22 protein-coding genes are annotated in these 19370 nt (G+C 41.6%); 5 read left to right on the forward strand and 17 right to left on the reverse strand.

Features of this window, described 5'->3' with window-relative positions; all coding sequences use genetic code 11:
- Positions 1 to 409 precede the first annotated feature (409 nt).
- Both parC and parE read right to left on the reverse strand, forming a co-directional pair.
- Positions 410 to 2836: a DNA topoisomerase IV subunit A gene (gene parC, locus CSV79_RS10305; RefSeq protein WP_099688971.1), complete on the reverse strand. Its 2427-nt coding sequence runs from the start codon at positions 2834 to 2836 to the stop codon at positions 410 to 412.
- Positions 2833 to 4848 carry a DNA topoisomerase IV subunit B gene (gene parE, locus CSV79_RS10310; protein ID WP_233201419.1) on the reverse strand — a complete coding sequence of 672 codons (2016 nt, stop codon included), beginning with the start codon at positions 4846 to 4848 and terminating at the stop codon, positions 2833 to 2835. Before parE ends, parC begins: the two co-directional genes overlap by 4 nt.
- A gap of 228 nt (positions 4849 to 5076) precedes the next feature.
- Here parE and plsY point away from each other — a divergent pair, with 228 nt between their 5' ends.
- Both plsY and CSV79_RS10320 read left to right on the forward strand, forming a co-directional pair.
- Positions 5077 to 5679 carry a glycerol-3-phosphate 1-O-acyltransferase PlsY gene (gene plsY, locus CSV79_RS10315; RefSeq protein ID WP_099688973.1) on the forward strand — a complete coding sequence of 201 codons (603 nt, stop codon included), beginning with the start codon at positions 5077 to 5079 and terminating at the stop codon, positions 5677 to 5679.
- Positions 5680 to 5709: 30 nt separating this feature from the next.
- Entirely contained in the window at positions 5710 to 6006 is a 297-nt protein-coding gene (locus tag CSV79_RS10320; RefSeq protein WP_099688974.1) for a HesB/YadR/YfhF family protein, read from the forward strand.
- Positions 6007 to 6027: 21 nt separating this feature from the next.
- On the opposite strand, the gene CSV79_RS10325 is transcribed toward CSV79_RS10320, so the two are convergent.
- The 3 genes from CSV79_RS10325 to acnA all read right to left on the reverse strand — a co-directional run bounded on the left by CSV79_RS10325 (position 6028) and on the right by acnA (position 10115).
- Positions 6028 to 6345: a hypothetical protein gene (locus tag CSV79_RS10325; protein ID WP_099688975.1), complete on the reverse strand. Its 318-nt coding sequence runs from the start codon at positions 6343 to 6345 to the stop codon at positions 6028 to 6030.
- The gene (locus CSV79_RS10330; protein WP_099688976.1) at positions 6345 to 6770 is read right to left on the reverse strand and encodes an acyl-CoA thioesterase; all 426 of its coding nucleotides are present in this window, start codon (positions 6768 to 6770) and stop codon (positions 6345 to 6347) included. Before CSV79_RS10330 ends, CSV79_RS10325 begins: the two co-directional genes overlap by 1 nt.
- Before the next feature lie 624 nt (positions 6771 to 7394).
- Positions 7395 to 10115, reverse strand: coding sequence for an aconitate hydratase AcnA (gene acnA, locus CSV79_RS10335; RefSeq protein ID WP_099688977.1), 2721 nt, complete (start codon positions 10113 to 10115; stop codon positions 7395 to 7397).
- A gap of 358 nt (positions 10116 to 10473) precedes the next feature.
- Between acnA and CSV79_RS10340 the strand changes: the two genes are divergently transcribed.
- Together CSV79_RS10340 and CSV79_RS10345 are read left to right on the forward strand one after the other, a co-directional pair.
- Positions 10474 to 11022, forward strand: coding sequence for a cysteine hydrolase family protein (locus tag CSV79_RS10340; RefSeq protein ID WP_099688978.1), 549 nt, complete (start codon positions 10474 to 10476; stop codon positions 11020 to 11022).
- 142 nt (positions 11023 to 11164) lie between these two features.
- The gene (locus CSV79_RS10345) at positions 11165 to 11422 is read left to right on the forward strand and encodes a GlsB/YeaQ/YmgE family stress response membrane protein (RefSeq protein WP_099688979.1); all 258 of its coding nucleotides are present in this window, start codon (positions 11165 to 11167) and stop codon (positions 11420 to 11422) included.
- A gap of 140 nt (positions 11423 to 11562) precedes the next feature.
- Here CSV79_RS10345 and CSV79_RS10350 read toward each other — a convergent pair whose 3' ends face one another.
- From CSV79_RS10350 to CSV79_RS10370, 5 genes are all read right to left on the reverse strand, one after another.
- The gene (locus tag CSV79_RS10350) at positions 11563 to 12243 is read right to left on the reverse strand and encodes a lytic transglycosylase domain-containing protein (RefSeq protein ID WP_099688980.1); all 681 of its coding nucleotides are present in this window, start codon (positions 12241 to 12243) and stop codon (positions 11563 to 11565) included.
- A gap of 20 nt (positions 12244 to 12263) precedes the next feature.
- A complete protein-coding gene (locus CSV79_RS10355) occupies positions 12264 to 12854 on the reverse strand; it encodes an SCO family protein (protein WP_099688981.1) in 591 nt (196 codons plus the stop codon).
- A 120-nt stretch (positions 12855 to 12974) separates the two neighbouring features.
- A complete protein-coding gene (locus tag CSV79_RS10360; protein ID WP_099688982.1) occupies positions 12975 to 13100 on the reverse strand; it encodes a YvrJ family protein in 126 nt (41 codons plus the stop codon).
- A 74-nt stretch (positions 13101 to 13174) separates the two neighbouring features.
- On the reverse strand, positions 13175 to 13393 hold the full coding sequence (locus CSV79_RS10365; RefSeq protein WP_099688983.1) for a DUF2922 domain-containing protein: 219 nt from the start codon (positions 13391 to 13393) through the stop codon (positions 13175 to 13177).
- Between the two features lie 18 nt (positions 13394 to 13411).
- On the reverse strand, positions 13412 to 13636 hold the full coding sequence (locus CSV79_RS10370) for a DUF1659 domain-containing protein (RefSeq protein WP_099688984.1): 225 nt from the start codon (positions 13634 to 13636) through the stop codon (positions 13412 to 13414).
- 131 nt (positions 13637 to 13767) lie between these two features.
- On the opposite strand from CSV79_RS10370, the gene CSV79_RS10375 reads away from it, so the two are divergent.
- Complete coding sequence (locus tag CSV79_RS10375) at positions 13768 to 14214, forward strand: DUF2621 domain-containing protein (protein WP_233201420.1); 447 nt, start codon at positions 13768 to 13770, stop codon at positions 14212 to 14214.
- 120 nt (positions 14215 to 14334) lie between these two features.
- Here the strand turns inward: CSV79_RS10375 and CSV79_RS10380 are convergent, their stop codons facing one another.
- From CSV79_RS10380 to CSV79_RS10405, 7 genes are all read right to left on the reverse strand, one after another.
- Positions 14335 to 15558, reverse strand: a complete 1224-nt coding sequence (locus CSV79_RS10380; protein ID WP_099688986.1) for a dicarboxylate/amino acid:cation symporter — start codon at positions 15556 to 15558, stop codon at positions 14335 to 14337.
- A 220-nt stretch (positions 15559 to 15778) separates the two neighbouring features.
- The gene (locus CSV79_RS10385) at positions 15779 to 16177 is read right to left on the reverse strand and encodes a VOC family protein (protein WP_099688987.1); all 399 of its coding nucleotides are present in this window, start codon (positions 16175 to 16177) and stop codon (positions 15779 to 15781) included.
- Between the two features lie 130 nt (positions 16178 to 16307).
- Positions 16308 to 17003: a CPBP family intramembrane glutamic endopeptidase gene (locus CSV79_RS10390; protein WP_099688988.1), complete on the reverse strand. Its 696-nt coding sequence runs from the start codon at positions 17001 to 17003 to the stop codon at positions 16308 to 16310.
- A gap of 242 nt (positions 17004 to 17245) precedes the next feature.
- The gene (locus CSV79_RS10395; RefSeq protein WP_099688989.1) at positions 17246 to 17596 is read right to left on the reverse strand and encodes a DUF6568 family protein; all 351 of its coding nucleotides are present in this window, start codon (positions 17594 to 17596) and stop codon (positions 17246 to 17248) included.
- Positions 17597 to 17701: 105 nt separating this feature from the next.
- Positions 17702 to 18769, reverse strand: coding sequence for an NAD(P)H-dependent flavin oxidoreductase (locus CSV79_RS10400; RefSeq protein ID WP_099688990.1), 1068 nt, complete (start codon positions 18767 to 18769; stop codon positions 17702 to 17704).
- Positions 18770 to 18825: 56 nt separating this feature from the next.
- Entirely contained in the window at positions 18826 to 18981 is a 156-nt protein-coding gene (locus CSV79_RS16820) for a hypothetical protein (RefSeq protein ID WP_158232511.1), read from the reverse strand.
- A gap of 182 nt (positions 18982 to 19163) precedes the next feature.
- Complete coding sequence (locus CSV79_RS10405; protein WP_025783429.1) at positions 19164 to 19364, reverse strand: cold-shock protein; 201 nt, start codon at positions 19362 to 19364, stop codon at positions 19164 to 19166.
- Between the last annotated feature and the right edge of the window lie 6 nt (positions 19365 to 19370).

Below are 19370 nucleotides of genomic sequence, written 5' to 3' on the forward strand. Positions count from 1 at the left end.
CGTTGATAGGGAAGGGTTTTGTGAATTCGTTATTTTCTGATTAGTATAGTTAGTCCCGACTTTCATGAGAAATAACCGCGACATTGGAGAAAGATAAGCGCTTATATTTTTCGTGACCGCGCTAACGATTCCCCGAACCGCGCCATTACCTCTCACAACCGCGCCAACACTTACTCTGACCGCGCCATTAGCCCTTACAACCGCGCGAATGCTTCCCCTAACCGCGCCATTACCTCACGCAACCGCGCCATTACCTCACGCAACCGCGCCAACACTTACTCTGACCGCGCTATTCCTTTCCCAAACCGCGCGAATCCCACCTCTGACCGCGCTATTACCTATAATAAAGTTATCCTGTATAAATATAAAAAGGGTTGGAAATCGCTATGATTTCCAACCCTTTTGATGTTTATTTACTTTCTTTTTTCACCGAAGACACTTGAACAATTTGTCCATCTTTAGCTTCGTCTACGACCGCACTTCCGGTTGATTGCCGATTGGTGTTTTTTAACGCCATGGGATCGACTTCAACTTTTTGGTTTTTGGCTGTCAGTAAGACGAAATCTTCGTCGTCTTTTACGGCTTTCATATCCACAATTCGATGCGGATTGGATTTTAATTCTTTTACAACAGTTACGCCTCTAAGGGCTCTTGAGCTAGTTTCGAACTCTGAAATGTTCATTCGTTTAACGGATCCACGCTGGGTCGCGAGGAAAATGTTCTTCGTTTGATCTGTGATGACTTCAAACGCTACTAGATCGTCTTCTGGCTTTAAATGAATCCCTCTGACACCGGCTGTGCGGATGCCTGTGATGGCGAGCTCGTTTAATGCGAAACGTAATGAATAGGCTTGTTTGCTAACGAGTAGAACATCTTCTGTTCCCGTCACAATACGTGCACCCACTAATCTTTCGCCTTTTTTGACGTTCATCGCTTTGAATGAACGGTTATAGCGTTGTACTTGGAAATCGGTTAATTTCGATAGTTTGACGTTGCCATTGGACGCGGCTGTTAGGACACTAAGTTTTTCATCGAAGCTTTCAAGCCCGATGACATCTACCAGTTCTTCGTTAGGTTCGAGCCCGACGATACTAGATAGATGTTGTCCTAAATCACGCCAACGGATATCTGGGAGCTCGTGGACTGGGTGATAAATATAATTACCAAGTGACGTGAACAACAACAGATGATGCTGGGTATTCATCGTCATTTCTAATAGATTATAATCTTCTTCTTTCATTTCTTGCCCTTTACCGCTAGATGCCGAATAAGAACGCATGCTCGTGCGCTTCACATAACCGCTTTTCGTAACGGATACCATTACTTCTTCGCTTGGAACTAAAATATCCAAGTCTACTTTTAACTCTTCAATTTTTTCTTCAATGACAGAAAGACGAGGTTCAGCAAACTGCTTGCGAATCGCTTTAATTTCTTTTACGAGAACAGAAATTAGCTTCGATTCACTTGCTAAAATGCCTTCAAGAACTTCGATTGATGCACGAAGTTCTTCTTCTTCCTTCTTCAATTCCGTAATATCCGTATTCGTCAGACGATATAACTGCAACGAAACAATGGCCTCTGCTTGAATTTCAGTAAATTCGTAAGCATCTACCAAGTTTTGTTTCGCATCTTTTTTATCTTTTGAGGCACGAATCGTCTTAATGACTTCATCTAAAATAGACAAAGCTTTCATTAAACCGTCGACGATATGTAGACGTTCTTTCGCCTTACGAATATCGAATGTAGAACGTCTTGTGATGACTTCTTTTTGGTGATCGATATATGCGTCCAGCAACATCGGTAGTGACATTAGCATTGGACGTCTACCGGCGATCGCGATCATATTGAAGTTATACGTGATCTGCAAATCGGTATGCTTGAGTAAATACTGCATAATCGCTGTGCCATCCATATCTTTCTTCAGTTCTACGACAATGCGCAAGCCTGTACGATCCGATTCATCACGAATTTCCGCAATGCCGTCAAGTTTACGGTCATGGCGCAATTCGTCCATTTTCTTCACTAAGTTCGCTTTATTGACATCATACGGAATTTCCGTAATGGCGATTTGCGTTTTACCGGCCTTTAGTTGCTCAATTTCCCATTTAGCCCGGATAATGAAGCGCCCTTTACCTGTTTTATAAGCTGTGCGTATACCGTCCGTCCCTTGAATAATCGCCCCTGTAGGGAAATCGGGTCCCGGAATGACAGTCATCAACTCTTCAACACTCACGTCAGGGTTCTTCAGGCGCATTAATACGGCATCAATCACCTCATGCAGGGCATGAGGTGGAATGTCTGTTGCGTAGCCTGCTGAGATACCTGTCGAGCCGTTAACGAGCAAATTTGGGAAACGTCCTGGTAAAACAGTTGGTTCTAGTTCGGTATCATCAAAGTTCGGTGCAAAATCGACCGTTTCTTTACGGATATCACGTAGCATTTCACTGGCAATGGCTGATAAACGAGCTTCTGTATAACGCATCGCAGCAGCTGAGTCACCATCTACTGATCCGTTGTTTCCGTGCATATCAATCATTTCATGACGTAATTTCCATGACTGACTCATTCGTACCATCGCATCATAAACAGACGTATCGCCGTGCGGATGGTAGTTACCGATTACGTTACCGACTGTTTTCGCTGACTTACGAAACGCTTTATCATGTGTATTTCCTTCATGGTACATCGCGTAAAGTATCCGACGCTGTACCGGCTTTAAGCCGTCCCGCGCATCTGGAATCGCGCGGTCCTGGATAATATACTTACTATAACGTCCAAATCGATCACCAATAACTTCTTCCAAGGGTAGATCTTGAAACGTTTCTGAATGGGTCATTCCATATCCCCCTCAACATGTATAAATGCATTATCTAATATATTATGTTCTTCAATTAAGCCGAAATCGACATTTTCTTCAATCCACTTTCGACGTGGTTCGACTTTATCGCCCATCAGTGTCGTGACACGACGTTCTGACTTCGCACCATCCTCAATCGTTACACGAATGAGTGTACGTGTTTCAGGATTCATCGTCGTTTCCCATAATTGATCGGCATTCATCTCTCCAAGACCTTTATAGCGCTGAAGCATATAGCCTTTACCGATTTTCTTCATCGCTTCACCTAAATCGTCATCTGTCCATGCATAGGCTAGTTTTTCACTCTTACCAGACCCTTTGAACACTTTGAACAAAGGCGGCAGTGCGATATACACTTTTCCAGCTTCGATTAACGGCTTCATATAACGGTAAAAGAACGTCAACAATAATACTTGGATATGGGCACCGTCTGTATCAGCATCGGTCATGATGATGATTTTATCGTAGGCTGCATTTTCAATTTGAAAATCTGCACCGACACCTGCACCAATCGCATGAATAATCGTATTGATTTCTTCATTTTTCATAATATCTTCAAGTTTCGCTTTTTCGGTATTGATCACTTTACCTCGTAGTGGCAAAATCGCTTGGAACGTACGGTCACGACCTTGTTTCGCAGAACCACCCGCAGAGTCACCTTCCACAAGATACAATTCATTCTTCGCAGCGTTTCTCGATTGTGCAGGTGTTAGTTTACCTGACAATAACGTATCGGACTTTCTACGTTTTTTACCCGAACGTGCATCTTCTCGCGCTTTTCTCGCTGCTTCACGCGCTTGATGCGCACGAATCGCTTTACGTACAAGGTTCGCGCTCAGTTCTGCGTTTTCTTCTAAAAAGTACAATAATTTCTGAGAAACGACCGCATCTGTCACGGTACGCGCTTCACTTGTCCCTAATTTCCCTTTTGTCTGGCCTTCAAACTGCAAGATTTCTTCAGGAATACGAACGGAAACAATCGCCGCAATTCCTTCACGAATATCGGCGCCATCTAAGTTCTTATCTTTTTCCTTCAGTAAGCCTGCTTTACGTGCGTATTCATTCACCACACGAGTCATCGCCGCTTTCGCACCTGTTTCATGCGTCCCGCCGTCTTTCGTACGCACGTTATTGACGAATGAAAGGATTGTTTCGGCATAACCGTCGCTAAATTGGAAAGCAAACTCAACTTCGATCCCGTCTACTTCGCCTTCTAAGTATGCTACGTCATGCAACACGTCTTTTTCTTCATTCAGATATTCAATAAACGCCTCGATACCAGATTCGTAATGGAATACGTCTGATTTGTCGGTGCCTTCTTCTTGTAACGTAATCTTTAAACCTTTTAATAGAAAAGCGGACTCACGCAATCTTTCAGCCAGTGTGTCGTATTGGTATTTGATCGTTGAAAAGATCGTTTTGTCTGGTTTGAAATGAAGAACCGTACCCGTCTCTTTCGTCGTGCCGATTTTTTCAAGTGTTGTAACCGGCTTTCCACCCTGTTCAAAACGCTGACGGAACTTTTTACCATCGCGATAAATCGTTACTTCCAACCATTCGGATAGCGCGTTAACGACTGATGCCCCTACACCGTGCAGTCCACCACTTGTCTTATAGCCGCCTTGACCGAACTTTCCACCTGCGTGTAATACCGTCAAAATGACTTCAGCAGTCGGTTTTCCAGATTGGTGCTTCCCCGTTGGCATCCCACGTCCGTAATCTCGAACACTTACGCTGCCATCTTTATGGATTTTTACGTCGATTTCATTACCGAATCCAGCTAATGCTTCATCGACTGAGTTATCGACAATTTCATATACTAAGTGATGTAATCCTTTAGTATCCGTGGAACCGATATACATCCCAGGTCTTTTACGGACTGCTTCTAAGCCTTCTAAAATTTGGATTGAACTATCATCATACGTATTTTGAATTTTATGTTTCGTCAAAATGAAACCCCCGTCAAACAAATGTTCTCTTATTTTTATCATACATCTTCTGATAAACCTTGTCAAATCAACGTTTTGTTTCAGCTCAACCTATTGTATAGAAGAAATGTGAGGAATGCAATGTGGAAACGGTGACAACGTACGGAACGTTTTTTTAAGGTTGTCGATATTTCTGCATTCTGGAGAGCCTAATGGAAAACTATTATTGTCCAAAACATATGGTTCTGCTACACTTAAAGTAAACACTTATATATGCAAAAGGGGTTCACTATGGATAATTATATGATCATTCTAGCAGCCTATCTGCTTGGTTCGATACCATCCGCTTTATGGATTGGGAAGCTATTTTATCAAACCGATGTTCGAAAGCACGGCAGTGGCAATATGGGTGCCACGAATACATTCCGAGTCCTAGGAAAAAAAGCAGGCATCGTGGTGACACTTCTTGATATCCTCAAAGGTACAGCCGCTGTTTTATTGCCACTACTACCATTCTTTGACGGTACAAGCATTCATTCATTGATACTCGGTGTCGTCGCTGTACTAGGCCATATTTTCCCGATTTTCGCAGGGTTAAGAGGCGGTAAAGCGGTCGCAACGTCAGGCGGCGTCTTACTTGGCTATAATTGGCCGATTTTCTTACTAGTCATCATAACGTTTTTAATTGCGTTAAAGCTAACGAAGATGGTATCGTTAACGTCCATCATCGTGTCGATTCTCGGACCCATCTATTGTCTAGTCTATTACATAATGGGCGGCGATCTTTACTTGTTTTTAGTCGTCACACTGATGGCCTCCTTCATTTTCTATCGCCACCGTGCCAATATTAGCCGCATAAAGGATGGAACAGAACCGAAGATTAAGTGGTTATAGAATCACAACCTAGAAAGGACGTTTTACTCCATGAATATCAATGTATCGGAAAAAGCTATTCAATGGTTCCAGAATGAAATGGAAGCAACTTCAGGCGATTATGTAAAGTTTTTTTCGCGGTATGGCGGATCTAGTCCATTACACGAAGGCTTTTCAATGGGGATTACAAAAGAAATGCCTGATGAAATTGCGGCTGAAACCGTGATTGAAGGTATTCATTTTTATGTAGAAGCGCGTGATCTGTGGTTCTTTGATGCACATGATTTGCATGTAGATATCCATCCTACGAGTGAAGAATTAGCATTTCATTATAATCCCACGAACTAAAATAAACGGTAAGCACAACTCCTACAATGAGTTATGCTTACCGTTTTTTAATCGACTTAATTGTTCAAAGCGCTGTTCTTTTTTTAAAATGTCTACTTGTCGTTCGCCAAGTAGATCAAAATGGGGATATTCTTCTCTTGAATGAATCCACTCGCGGCGTAAACCGTACTGTTCTCCCCACTCTACTAGCTTGTCCAAGTCGTTGCAACCGACTTTTGTGACGGTATTGACGTTAGGAAAGCGATCATCCAACCAGTAATGTGTTAAAAAAGCGATATTTCCCTGCTTCACTTCTCTCTTCCAGTCACGCAATTGCTGACGATCGATACCAAAAGCCATCAGCCTTCCCCTCGCTGAATTTCCGTATATTTAGCATCCCACTCTGGATGAACTTTACGTAAAGCGACCGGTCGGAAATTATCTTTCTTGACAATTACGTGCTCCGAAACGGCAGTTGCCGCTATGGTGCCGTCTGCGTGCAAGATTTCATAGCCATAGACGGTACGAAGCTTGCCGTGTGACTCGACCCACGTGCGAACCGTAATCGTTTCTCCATAGGTAATGGATGTCTTATATTTCACAGAGAGCTCTGTAACCGGCGATAAATAGCCGTCCTTCTCTAGTTGTGCGTAACGGAAGCCTAGGTCTTGAATAAGCGTCGTACGCCCAATTTCCATCCAGACGAGATAGTTGGCATGGTACACCACACCCATCTGATCCGTTTCCGCATAACGAACTTCAATTTCTTTTTCACTGCTGAACATGTATAATCACCCCACTCTCTAGTATAGCGAATGAAAATTCAGTTGGCTTGTGAAAGCATCGGGAAATGTTAATAAAGATAGAAATAAGAACTTGGTGAGTAGTCCGGGATTTGCGCTTCAGACGCGCGCTTTCCGTGGGGCGGGAGGGAGCCTCCTCGGTCGCTATTGCGACACTGCGGGGTCTCGCCTATCCCGCTTAATCCCACAGGAGTCGCCCGTCTTCCGCTCCAATCCTATAAATTGAATTCAAATACTTTTAAACTACCTCGAAGCTATTAAGTAACTTAATCATTCTTCTTTACTCATTTTAAGTTCAAAATCAAAGTAAAAAACTGGAAGATTCCACCAACAAACTTCAGGAGTAGACACCAGTGAAGCGTAGTGTAAGGCGGCGACTCTGGGAGGATCAGAGCGACAGGCGAGACGACCAATGAGCGTAGCGAAGGTTGGCTCACCGCGCTCCCTCCAGAACGCGTCCGCCTGAAACGCAGCGTAACGGTAGAAGTACCACTCTCCCACTTCTTCACTTAGTCCATGTTCACATATAGTAAACTATACCCAATTACTTTATCTACACGCTAAAAAAGAGTACCCGACATAGCCGGGTACTCTTTGTATAAGCTATTATTTTACTTTTGCAGCCAATTTGTTACGAAGAACCATTTGAAGGATTCCGCCGTGACGGTAGTAGTCAATTTCAACTTCAGAGTCAAAACGAGCTAGTACTTCAAATTCAGTTACCTTGCCGTCTGGAGCTTTTGCAGTGACTTTAAGGATTGAACGTGGCTTCACGCCTTCAGCGATATTTACGCTGATTTCTTCTTCACCCGTTAAGCCTAGAGACTCAACGTTTTCACCATTGATGAATTGAAGTGGAAGTACACCCATCATCACTAGGTTTGAACGGTGAATACGCTCGAAGCTTTCAACGATAACTGTTTTAATACCAAGCAAGTTCGTACCTTTTGCTGCCCAGTCACGTGAAGAACCCATTCCGTAGTCTTTACCGCCAAGAACTGCTAGACCTGTTCCGTCTGCTTGATACTTCATCGCAGCATCATAGATTGGCATAATTTCTTTGCTTGGCCAGTACGTAGTGAATCCACCTTCTGTGCCAGCAGCGATTTGGTTACGGATACGGATGTTAGCGAACGTTCCGCGCATCATTACTTCGTGGTTACCACGACGTGATCCGTAAGAGTTAAAGTTACGTGGCTCTACGCCGTTTTCACGCAAGTAGATTCCTGCAGGTGTATTCAAACCAATTGCTCCAGCTGGTGAAATGTGGTCAGTAGTGATTGAATCACCGAACTTACCGATTACACGCAAGCCTGCAAGTGTTTCGATTGCACCTGGCTCTTTCGAAAGATTTTCGAAGAACGGAGGATTTTGGATGTACGTTGAAGCGTCATCGAAATCATACAATGAATCATCAGTAGTTTCGATTGCGTTCCAAGCTTCGTTTTCTGTGAATACGCGAGCATATTCTTTACGGAACAATTCAGGAGTAACTGTAGCGTTCAATACATCGTTAACTTCTTGAGTAGAAGGCCAGATGTCTTTGAAGAATACGTCGTTACCGTCTTTGTCTTGTCCGATTGGATCTTTAGCGAAGTCGATGTTCACAGTTCCAGCTAGTGCATAAGCAACAACTAGTGGTGGTGAAGCTAAGTAGTTCGCTTTAACGAATGGGTGTACGCGTCCTTCGAAGTTACGGTTACCAGAAAGTACAGATGTAACTAGAAGATCTTCGTCGCCAATTGTTTTTTCGATTTCAGGAAGCAATGGACCGGAGTTACCGATACATGTAGTACATCCGTAACCTACTGTGTTGAAACCAATTTTGTCCATGTATTCTGTAAGACCAGAATCATTCAAGTAGCCAGTAACGACTTTTGAACCTGGAGCCAATGAAGTTTTAACATATGCAGGAGGTGTAAGTCCTTTTTCAACAGCTTTTTTCGCAACTAATCCAGCAGCTAACATAACGTAAGGGTTTGAAGTGTTTGTACAAGATGTAATAGCTGCGATTGCAACGTCACCTGTTTTCAATTCCACTTTACGGCCATCTGCGAATTCGATTGTGCCTTTTTTCTCAAGCTCTTTTGGTGATAGACCGAAGCCTTGTGTTCCTTCTGGAGCTACAACTGCGTCTTTGAACGACTGTTGCATTTCAGTCAATGGAATCAAGTCTTGTGGACGCTTAGGACCTGAAAGGTTTGCAGCGATATCACTTAGGTCGATTTCTACAACTTTAGTGAAGTTTGGCTCTTCAGCATCAGCAGTGAAGAACATATCATTTTCGATCAAGTATTGCTTTGTAACTGCGATGTGGTTTTCATCACGGCCAGTTAAGCGCATGTAGTTAAGTGCTTCTTCGTCAACTGGGAAGAATCCACATGTAGCACCGTATTCCGGAGCCATGTTAGCAATTGTTGCACGGTCAGCAAGTGGCAATTTAGATACGCCAGGGCCGAAGAATTCAACAAACTTGTTAACAACGCCTTGTGCACGAAGAGTTTGAGTTACTTTAAGTGCCAAGTCAGTTGCAGTCGTTCCATCTGGAAGATCTCCAACTAATTTTACACCGATAACTTCTGGAATTGGGAAGTATGAAGGTTGTCCAAGCATTCCTGCTTCAGCTTCGATACCACCAACACCCCATCCAAGTACGCCGATCCCGTTGATCATTGTTGTGTGGGAGTCTGTTCCTACCAATGTATCTGGGTACGTTTCGAATGAACCATCTTCGTTTTCAATAGCATGTACAACGTTTGCAAGGTACTCCAAGTTTACTTGGTGAACGATACCTGTTGCAGGTGGTACAGCACGGTAGTTATCGTATGCTTTTTGTGCCCAGCTCAAGAACTGGTAACGCTCAGCATTACGATCAAACTCAAGCTCCATGTTCTTTTGAAGAGCTTGTGGTGTACCGTAGCTATCTACTTGTACAGAGTGGTCAATTACTAGATCCACTGGAATTTCAGGGTTGATCTCGTTTGGATCTCCACCTAGTTCTTGCATTGCTGAACGCAAGGAAGCTAAGTCAACAACTACAGGAACACCTGTGAAGTCTTGAAGGATTACGCGTGAAGGTTTGAAAGGCACTTCAGCGTCTGCATTTTGTACAGCGCCCCATTTAGCCAAGTCTTCTACGTGTTCGTCTTTGATGACGTATCCGTCGTGTTGACGAAGTACTGATTCTAGTAACACTTTCACTGAATAAGGAAGTTTAGAGACGTTTGCGATTCCTGCTTCTTCTAAAGCTTTTAAACGGTAGTAGTTATATGTCTTTCCATTTACTTCGAAAGACTTACGGCTGTTATGCAAATTGCTTTTTGCCATGATTTTGTTTCCTCCCTTTATGTACTTAAGTACTGAAAGATAAAAATTACACATCTTTCCTCTACTCCATCTTAGTATAGCAAAGAAGAATAGTAAAATACATATAATTTATAAGCTGTCATAAGAAAACGTTATGACTAAATCAAATATCATTAAGAATTCTCAATTAGTCTTTCGCATTCTCAAATAGACTACGTTTTCCGGTGAATGTTCCAATTTATTGTAATTCCTAGTAGTTATTTCTCTATATTTTTTGACTACTCGAACATTTCCGTGTATTCCTTAAGTTAAATGTCTTTACATATGACTAGCCATTCAGCCGGTACTATGACAAAATAAAAAAAAGGAGTGAATTCAATTGAAGAAAGCATTACTAGTGATCGATTATACAGTAGATTTCGTCGCAATAGATGGCGCCTTAACATGCGGTGAACCTGGAATTGCGCTAGAAGAATATATTACAGAGCTAACGACTAGCTATCTGGAGAAGCAACTACCTGTATTCGTCATTAATGATCTACATGAAAAAAATGATCCTTATCATCCAGAAAGCTCCCTCTTCCCTGCGCATAATATTCGAGGCACTGCTGGAAGAAATCTTTACGGCAAACTACAAGATCTTTATGAAACGCATACAGACGATATGATTTGGATGGATAAGACTCGGTACAGCGCATTTGCTGGTACGAATTTAGATATACAATTACGCTCAAGAGGTATTAATGAAATCCATTTAACAGGTGTGTGCACGGATATTTGTATTTTACATACCGCAGTCGATGCGTACAATCTTGGTTATAAGATTTTCGTTCATGAAGGTGGCGTCGCAAGCTTTAATCCGATTGGCCATGACTGGGCATTATCGCATTTCACGAACACGTTAGGTGCTACGGTAATTCCCAAATAAATTCGTAAAAAGTTCAGGCAGAAACCCAACTGTCTGAACTTTTTTTGCATAAAATAAAATAATAAAGGTTTCATGTATTAAAAAGATGGTAATACAAATACTATGCAGGAACTATACAGACAGTAAAAAGGAGATGAACAACATGAGCTTTATTTGGTTCTTAATTATCGGAGGCGTTATCGGTTGGCTAGCTGGCCTTATTGTCGGTAAAGATATTCCAGGCGGTATTATTGGTAATATTATTGCGGGTATTATCGGTGCATGGGTTGGTGGTGCACTGTTAGGCGAATGGGGTCCACAGATATCTAGTTTCTACTTTGTCCCTGCGTTAATCGGTGCGATTGTACTCGTATTTATTGTTAGCTTGATCATGAAAAGTATGCGTAGAGCCTCTAGATAATTTGAAACGTGGAGCCGACTTTGGCTTCACGTTTTTTTGTGAAAATGATGGGGATTGGTTAGTATGCCGTTTCACTACGTTTTTGGCGGACGCTTTTTTCCACATTAAAAAACGCGATGCCAGTAATTCGGCTTCGCGTTTTATTTTTTGGCTTGTTTTTCGGTTTGTTTACGTTGCTCTTCGAATTCGTGATAATACCAGAGAACGTCCTCTACGTACTTTTCACTGTGGTTGTAGGTGAACACCGCTTTTTCTATGTTACCGTCTGCAGCACCGCTATCGGACAGATAGTTTGCCGCGCTGAAGATGGCGTCTTCCATATCAAACGGATCGGCAATGCCGTCTCCGTTGGCATCGACACCATAACCACCATATTTTGCGATGACATCTGGATTGGTCTTGTCTTTTTTGGGGATGCTTCCCTTACCCAGGTCTTTACAACCTGGATAGTTCCAGCCGACGAATGTGCAAGGCATGAACTGCATCGGACCTTCCGCGCCTACTGGTGAAACGTCCGTACGCATCGTGGAAAATCGTGTTTCGATTCGATGGTGCGCCGCGAGCAACGTCCAGGGAATATTGTATTCATCTGCTGCAGCGATATAGATAGGGATATACTTCTGAGGTACCGTTGCACCTGTCTGCCGGTCGTGGATCGTAAATAGTACAGAAGCAGACTTATCGATGACATCATTTTTCCCGAAATTCACAAAAAGAATTGCAGAAATCGTAAAGAGCGTGACGGCAACTGGTACTAATAAAACCAAGAAAGCGATCATTACGCGGACGGATCGGCGTAATCGTCTTTTCTTCCTTGCCATTGCCCCACCCCTCCTATTCTTTAGTTACCTTCTTTAATCAGTGCTTTCATATCTTTCACGATTGTATCATATGGGACATTGTCTTTCCCATCATACAGTTTAACTACTTCGTTTTTCTGATTCACTAGACCGAAAGAGATACCATGTAATACTTGATCGTCATTCGGGATTTGCTTAACAATTTGTTTAAATGAGGAAGCGGCTAACTTTTCAATCATCTTCATGTCATAACCAGTCAGCATCTCCCATTTACTTTCGTCAGGTGCGCTGAATAAGCCTAAATAGGTTTTCAGTTCTTCTGGTGTATCCACTTCTGGATCTACGCTGAATGAAACAAGTTTATAATCTTCTATTTTATTATCGATCAATTGCTCTTGCAGTCTTACCATGTTGCTCATCATTGGCGGACAAGCTGTTGTACATTTTGTAAAAACGAACTGTGCAAGCCATACAGTACCTTTTAAGTCTTCATTTGTTACGATTTCATTGTCCTGATTCGTGGATTCGAATGAATCTACTTTATATTTATGATCTGGTTTGAATCCTCCGCCACATGCACTTAACATCAGCACAAAAATGAGCGTCAACGGAATAAAAAGCTTTCTATACATAATTAATACCTCCACCTTTTGATAGTCACTTTATCATATCGAAAGTTCCGATCTCATACAAGGCGGAGGGTGAGTGGTATTTGGCTAAACGTTGACGGAATCATGAAGTTCTAATGAAGTTTACCGATTCATATCCGAAAGAACTTGATGGATTGCTTCTAGCTTCACTTCTAAACGATGCAGTAGGTAAAACGATACGAATATCGGAAACCCGATATCTTGAACAAGCTGTAGCCATTGCTCCATAATCTATTCCTCCTTACTATGATAGATAAAAAACCGGCTTCCAGTAAATTACTGAAAACCGGCAGTACGTATAGTTAACGCGTCAATAATGTTTGTGTATCGCGTTCGACAATCCGTGCACTTTTAATCGTTGCGAGTGGTGATTCCTCGATAACGAAGACGCCACTAGTAATTACTTGCTGCATGACTAATTCTACTTGCGCAGCTGTCACATCCACGCTTGGTTCGTCCACCGTTAGTTTGAGCACTTCTTGATCCGCAGTCAAAAATGTCAATTCCAATACTTTTGCCATGTGTTCTCCTCCTTTTCATTAGTTATTTTGGATGTCTTCTGTGATGACTCTGTCTACTTTAATCATCGGATAGTCAGATAGTGATGCCAATTGCGTTAACGCTGTGTACAGATCAGCTGCAGATGCTTGTCTTGTAACATTCTTATACGTCTTTACTTTACGAATTACGTGTCCTTTTTCGTTCACACCTGCGTTGAAGTGAATTCTGCCTGTTGCTTGGTTAAATTCGAGTGTTGCGCTCATGTGGATCACCTCCTTTCATCCGCTATATAGAACGAAAGGAAGAAAAGGATACTTAGTTAGTGAAATATTTTAGTTTTCCTCTTATAATAGAATGTAGAATGGAAGAGGTGAAAACAGTGCAAGACCTATTTATGTGGTTTATCCTATTTTGGGGCGTTGTACTCATTGGTTTATTTGCGATTGGCGGATTTTTTATGTTCCGGAAGTTTCTGAAAGTATTGCCTAAAGAAGATGGGAAATCTACGCTCGATTGGGAAGAGCACTTCGTCAATGAATCGTTGCATTTATGGAATGACGAAGCGAAAGTCATGCTGAATGAACTCGTCACACCCGTCCCCGAACTTTTCCGTGACGTAGCAAAACAAAAGATTGCTGCGAAAATCGGCGAAACTGCCTTAGAAGACCATGCCAAAACTATTGAATTTGACCATATTATCGAAGGCTATATTCTCGCGACACCGAAGCGCGATCATAAATTCTTACGTAAAAAGTTGAAAGAGATGGAAGTCGATGTGCAGCCGTACGAGCATTTATTTTCGTTAAAAACAGCTACACAAGTGGAAGATTATCGGACGTAAAAGAATACAGAAAAGGCCACTAATTCCTAATCGAATTAGTGGCCTTTTACATGTGCATGGATTATTGAGGTATTTCAAGCACAACACACGCTTGATGTTTCACTTCCTCGAAGCTTACATCTAGTTCTTTTGTTCATTTATATCATCGGACCATAATCCATCTTCTGTGGCGGCGACGACTACGGAAGCGGAAGCATCACCTAAAATATTTACGGTCGTTCTAAACATATCTAGAATTCGATCAATTCCTGCGACTAGCGCGATTCCCTCCAAAGGCATATTCACTGAAGTTAATACCATTGCCAGCATAATTACACCAGCTCCCGGCACACCCGCTGCACCAATGGATGCTAACACCGCCATTAACACGATCGTTAGTAATTGTAGAATAGATAACTCCAAACCGTAAAATTGAGCAATGAAGACGACGGCTACCCCTTGGTATATTGCCGTTCCATCCATATTAATCGTCGCACCTAAAGGAAGAACGAAACTACTTATTTTCTTAGGGACGCCCAAGTTTTCTTGTGTGTTTTTAATCGTAACGGGTAATGTTCCCGCGCTGCTACATGTACTGAACGCCACTACTGAAGCGGGCGCCATACCTTTAAAGAATTGTATTGGGCCGACCTTAGCAAATTTTTTCACCGCAATGGAATAAACAAACACAACATGTAGGAAGCATGCGATGGCGACAGCTAAAATTAATTTTACCAATGGCATCAATACACTCATACCGTAATGTCCGACAACTGGTGCAACCAATCCTAAAATTCCAATGGGAGCGACCCACATGACGATCCCAGTAATTTTATACATGATTTCAGCAAATCCTTCGAAGAACTGATAAACCGGCTTTGCTTTTTCCCCTACTAATGCGATGGCTAGACCGATGAAGATGGCAAAAAAGATAATTTGGAGTATATTTCCTGAAGATAGGGCCGCAAAAGGATTATCGGGAATAATGTTGAGCAAAGTAGCGATGAATCCGCCCGTTTCATTTATTTGTACAGCTGCTTCTGGCACGGTTATATTAATCCCTTTTCCTGGTGAGATTAAAAAGGCGATAGCCAAACCAATAGTCACTGCAATTCCACTTGTAATTAAATAATACGTTATCGTTTTTGCACCCATTCTCCCCAACCGCTTAGGATCTCCCGTACTCGCAACCCCAACGACTAAAGATGCTAAAATGAGCGGTGCAATAATAAATTTAATTAAACGTAGAAACAAATCACCCAATGGCTTAATTACGTCAATAGAAGGACCAAATAGTATACCTAAAATAATTGCAAGACCAAACGCAATGAAAATCTGTGCCAATAAGTTTCCTTTCAACTTCATTTCACTCTCTCCTTTCCTCTAGTTGTAAGCGCTTGCAATAATCAGTAATGCTCGCTCTGCTTCTTGTTTGATGTTTGCTAGAGAGACGCTTAGTTGTATGTATGATAGAGGAGGACGATATATGCTTATGTACACTAAAGACAACATAAAATAAACGATCCGAGGAGTGTGTTGAACTACTCTTTGGATCGTTTTAGTTAATTGTCTAGTTGCAACCAGATCACTCCGGTAAATTCAACTGCCAGGAGATGCCGAACTGGTCATTCAACCATCCGAATTTTTTACTGAAACCATAGTTATTTATCGGCATGAGCGCTGTACCATGTTCCATCATTTTATCATACAAGCTGTCAATTTCCTCTTCACTTTCACACGTAAGATAGATAGAAAAAGACGGTGTAAACGTAAAGTTATGATCAATGTGGCTATCGATACACATAAACTCCTGCCCCTTTAACGAGAATACAGCTTGTACAACTGTACCTTCTTCACCGGGCCCTTCAGCTCCATACCGCGTAATACTTTTAATTTCAGAATCCTCGATAAGTGATGTGTAGTATGTCATAGCCTCTTCTGCCATACCGCCTTGAAACATTAAAAATGGAGTTACGTTTTTCATTGTTAATCGCCCTTTCTTCACTTTTAATTAGTGTGTCCCTAGTGCTACGTTCAATCCGTCCTTTGCAACTATAACAAAGATCCCAATCAAACACTTGCAAATGCAAATTTTCTACCAAAACATGTACAAATTAGGTAAGAACCGTAAGGAGTACAGCAATCCCATTAAATAGCCCATGAATAATGATCGCAGGTACTATTGAATTTGACTTTTCATAAGTCCACGCAAAGATCATACCAGAAATAAAGTTGACTGGTAACGTATTATAGGTAGGAATGTGTACGATAGTGAAGATGACCGAACTAACAATGATTCCAGCACCTACACCCCATGTATGTTTAAACCACTTATAAAGGAAGCCACGATAAAAGATTTCTTCATATATAGGAGATATAATAGCTGCTGAGATGTATGCGATAGCAATCGTGAACCACGTCATATTTGACGTTAATGACTCCGTTTTCGCATTTTCAATTCCTATATGAAATAGTTCCATGAAGAGGACGATAAGTAGACTAGCCGCAAGTAAGACGATTAACCATATGATGATCCATTTCCAATACCTTCTTGGGAATGACCGCAGTCCGACTTCTCCCCATCCTAAGTGTAAAGGCCTCAAGGCAACGAAATATACCCCAAGTACAAATACAATGGACATGACAAAACCCGTAATCGTCCCGGCATAAAGATCATTTCCGAGCACTGCAAGCAGATAATCATGGAATAAAAATTCAATCACTATCGGTACGATTATGAGTGTAAGTACAAGTAACTGAACAAGTTGCTTAGTAGTCCACTTCATAGCAACTAATGGATCTTCCTTCATCGTTAGATCCCCCTCTTTTTTAATTTCACTACACTACGACTAACTGATGACGTAACGTAACCTATAAGATTTTTAGAAAGAATCCGTTTACTTATGTTTTTTTCACGTGAAACGAATGGAAATCGATTGTATTCCACTGAGAATATGTAACTACTAGATATAGTATTACTAGTAAAGTCTACGTAGATTCCAGTAAAGGATATAAAAAAGCGCAAATCTGCAAGTAGATTTGCGCCTGTAAATTATTTATTCATAAAAGCTTTGATTTCTTCTTCCGGCATAGATGAATCACATTTCACGTTTACTGTATCACCATTTGTATAGATGAAACCTGGAACTGTTGGAATGTCGTATTTTTTACGGAAAGCCGAAATACCTTCCATATCTGATGGTTCCACACTATTGACATAATAAATCGTCGTATTCGTTTCACCCGCGACCTTTTTTAGTTTCCCAACGAATAGTTGACAATAAGGACATACAGACTTACCAATATAGATTACGGCTTCGCCTTCCCCATTTACCAACTCCTGTGCTCTTGCGGAATCAATTTTTTCAAAACTTGCTACCGTTTCTTCGTATGTAGTCATCATCGATCCATCTCCTTTCATTACTCACCTTAGTATACAACATTGTGTACATGTTCCAACACATTATGCTTATGTGTTGGAATTAGGTACGAACTGTGAGTATTGCATCTATCTCCTATGCACGATACCGTCAATTTGGGAAACAATGTCTGCTAGTAAATCATTAACGGTTTGCTTCTTACTCATTCGTGGCGATTGCCCACTCCAAAGATGTATCCATTCCGGTCGGTTTTGCTTGGCAGCCTCTTTTCGTATGCCCGAAGTTAACGTATTCATGATCGGATAATCTGGCAAACCTTCTTCGTAAGGTTGCAGTTCCCTAATAAATTCATTTTGAATTCCTCTTGCCGGTTTACCACTAAATACCGACGTGACGATAGTTTGTTCTTCCGTACTCGTTAAAATTGCGTCGATATGTTGTTGGTTTGCTCCACTTTCAACAGTGGTCACAAATGCAGTTCCCATTTGAACCGCCTGTGCACCAAGTGTAAGAGCGGCTAACACACCTCTGCCATCCATAATTCCCCCAGCAGCGATTACTGGTATGTCAACATGGTCTGCGGCTTGCGGTACAAGTGACATCGTTCCTATCATGGCATCCGTGAAGGAACTTGCAAACGCGCCGCGGTGACCACCTGCCTCACTTCCTTGCACTACAACCATATCCATTCCTTGCTCTTCATTAATGATCGCTTCTTTAACCGTCGTTGCCGTACCGATAACAACAATATTTTCTTGTTTTAATCGTTGCACTATTTCTTTAGAAGGAACACCGAATGTAAAACTACAAACAGCTACCCGTTGTTGAATAATCACTTCTAGTTGCTTAGCAAAGTTTTCAGTAGAGTCCTGTCCCACTTGCGGTTTTGCTACGTTTAGCTTTTCACGAAATGGTCGCAACAGTTCATTTGCTTTATCAATCTTTTCTTCACAGTGCTCCGGTAATTCGGGTATAAACAGATTGACCCCAAAAGGCCGATCCGTTAGTTCTTTTATTTTATTAATCGTTTCGTTCATTTCATCTGCAGTCATATACCCAGCACCTAGTGTTCCTAGACCACCCGCAGTAGAAACGGCCGCTATTAACTCGGGTGTCGTTGTCCCGCCAGCCATTCCTGCTTGGATGATTGGATAATGAATACCTAACGTTCTCGTCAACTTGTTGTTATTCCACATAGTGTTGAGCCTCCTATTCCTATCACTTGAATTTTTATACTATGTATTGATTTTGTTTATACAAAAAACAAAAACTTCTGAGAGTCTGCAATGTGATGAACCAATTGACGTTTACATTTATTTTGCATTCTACCTAGTTTTACTTTTTCATTTATTCTATTATCCCATCCATTTTTCAAAAATTCAATGAATACTGCAATATTTGGATTCATTTGTCTTATGCCTCGTTATAATAAGAAGGGGACGCAAAAAAATCCCTCCGTCGTAACGGAAGGACTAGTCTATCGCTATTCATTGATCCTTTAAAACAAATGCACATCGGTGAAAGAAACCAACGGGTAATGTAAGCACATAAAAAAAAGACCCTACATATAGGGTCTTTTCCAAGCTATTATTAAGCTTTTTGAACGTTTGTAGCTTGTAGGCCACGTTGTCCTTGTTCAATTTCAAATGTTACGCTTTGACCTTCGTCTAAAGATTTGAAACCTTCACTTTGGATTGCTGAGAAATGTACGAATACGTCTTCCCCTGCTTCACGTTCGATGAAACCAAAACCTTTTTCTGCGTTAAACCATTTTACTGTACCTTGTTCCATAATTAA

The organism is Sporosarcina sp. P13 (assembly GCF_002743055.1).
In the GTDB taxonomy this organism is placed as follows: Bacteria; Bacillota; Bacilli; order Bacillales_A; family Planococcaceae; genus Sporosarcina.

Excerpts from the sequence above, each read along its gene's own strand:
- CSV79_RS10355 (WP_099688981.1), bottom strand. The coding sequence starts at position 12,854 with ATGTATAGAAAGCTTTTTATTCCGTTGACGCTCATTTTTGTGCTGATG.
- parC (WP_099688971.1), bottom strand. The coding sequence starts at position 2,836 with ATGACCCATTCAGAAACGTTTCAAGATCTACCCTTGGAAGAAGTTATT.
- CSV79_RS10350 (WP_099688980.1), bottom strand. The coding sequence starts at position 12,243 with ATGGCAAGGAAGAAAAGACGATTACGCCGATCCGTCCGCGTAATGATC.
- CSV79_RS10385 (WP_099688987.1), bottom strand. The coding sequence starts at position 16,177 with ATGAAAAACGTAACTCCATTTTTAATGTTTCAAGGCGGTATGGCAGAA.
- acnA (WP_099688977.1), bottom strand. The coding sequence starts at position 10,115 with ATGGCAAAAAGCAATTTGCATAACAGCCGTAAGTCTTTCGAAGTAAAT.
- CSV79_RS10390 (WP_099688988.1), bottom strand. The coding sequence starts at position 17,003 with ATGAAGGAAGATCCATTAGTTGCTATGAAGTGGACTACTAAGCAACTT.
- CSV79_RS10375 (WP_233201420.1), top strand. The coding sequence starts at position 13,768 with ATGTGGTTTATCCTATTTTGGGGCGTTGTACTCATTGGTTTATTTGCG.
- CSV79_RS10395 (WP_099688989.1), bottom strand. The coding sequence starts at position 17,596 with ATGATGACTACATACGAAGAAACGGTAGCAAGTTTTGAAAAAATTGAT.
- CSV79_RS10345 (WP_099688979.1), top strand. The coding sequence starts at position 11,165 with ATGAGCTTTATTTGGTTCTTAATTATCGGAGGCGTTATCGGTTGGCTA.
- CSV79_RS10365 (WP_099688983.1), bottom strand. The coding sequence starts at position 13,393 with ATGGCAAAAGTATTGGAATTGACATTTTTGACTGCGGATCAAGAAGTG.
- CSV79_RS10380 (WP_099688986.1), bottom strand. The coding sequence starts at position 15,558 with ATGAAGTTGAAAGGAAACTTATTGGCACAGATTTTCATTGCGTTTGGT.
- CSV79_RS10320 (WP_099688974.1), top strand. The coding sequence starts at position 5,710 with ATGAATATCAATGTATCGGAAAAAGCTATTCAATGGTTCCAGAATGAA.
- CSV79_RS10360 (WP_099688982.1), bottom strand. The coding sequence starts at position 13,100 with ATGGAGCAATGGCTACAGCTTGTTCAAGATATCGGGTTTCCGATATTC.
- CSV79_RS10330 (WP_099688976.1), bottom strand. The coding sequence starts at position 6,770 with ATGTTCAGCAGTGAAAAAGAAATTGAAGTTCGTTATGCGGAAACGGAT.
- plsY (WP_099688973.1), top strand. The coding sequence starts at position 5,077 with ATGGATAATTATATGATCATTCTAGCAGCCTATCTGCTTGGTTCGATA.
- CSV79_RS16820 (WP_158232511.1), bottom strand. The coding sequence starts at position 18,981 with ATGAATCCAAATATTGCAGTATTCATTGAATTTTTGAAAAATGGATGG.
- CSV79_RS10325 (WP_099688975.1), bottom strand. The coding sequence starts at position 6,345 with ATGGCTTTTGGTATCGATCGTCAGCAATTGCGTGACTGGAAGAGAGAA.
- parE (WP_233201419.1), bottom strand. The coding sequence starts at position 4,848 with ATGATAAAAATAAGAGAACATTTGTTTGACGGGGGTTTCATTTTGACG.
- CSV79_RS10405 (WP_025783429.1), bottom strand. The coding sequence starts at position 19,364 with ATGGAACAAGGTACAGTAAAATGGTTTAACGCAGAAAAAGGTTTTGGT.
- CSV79_RS10400 (WP_099688990.1), bottom strand. The coding sequence starts at position 18,769 with ATGTGGAATAACAACAAGTTGACGAGAACGTTAGGTATTCATTATCCA.
- CSV79_RS10370 (WP_099688984.1), bottom strand. The coding sequence starts at position 13,636 with ATGAGCGCAACACTCGAATTTAACCAAGCAACAGGCAGAATTCACTTC.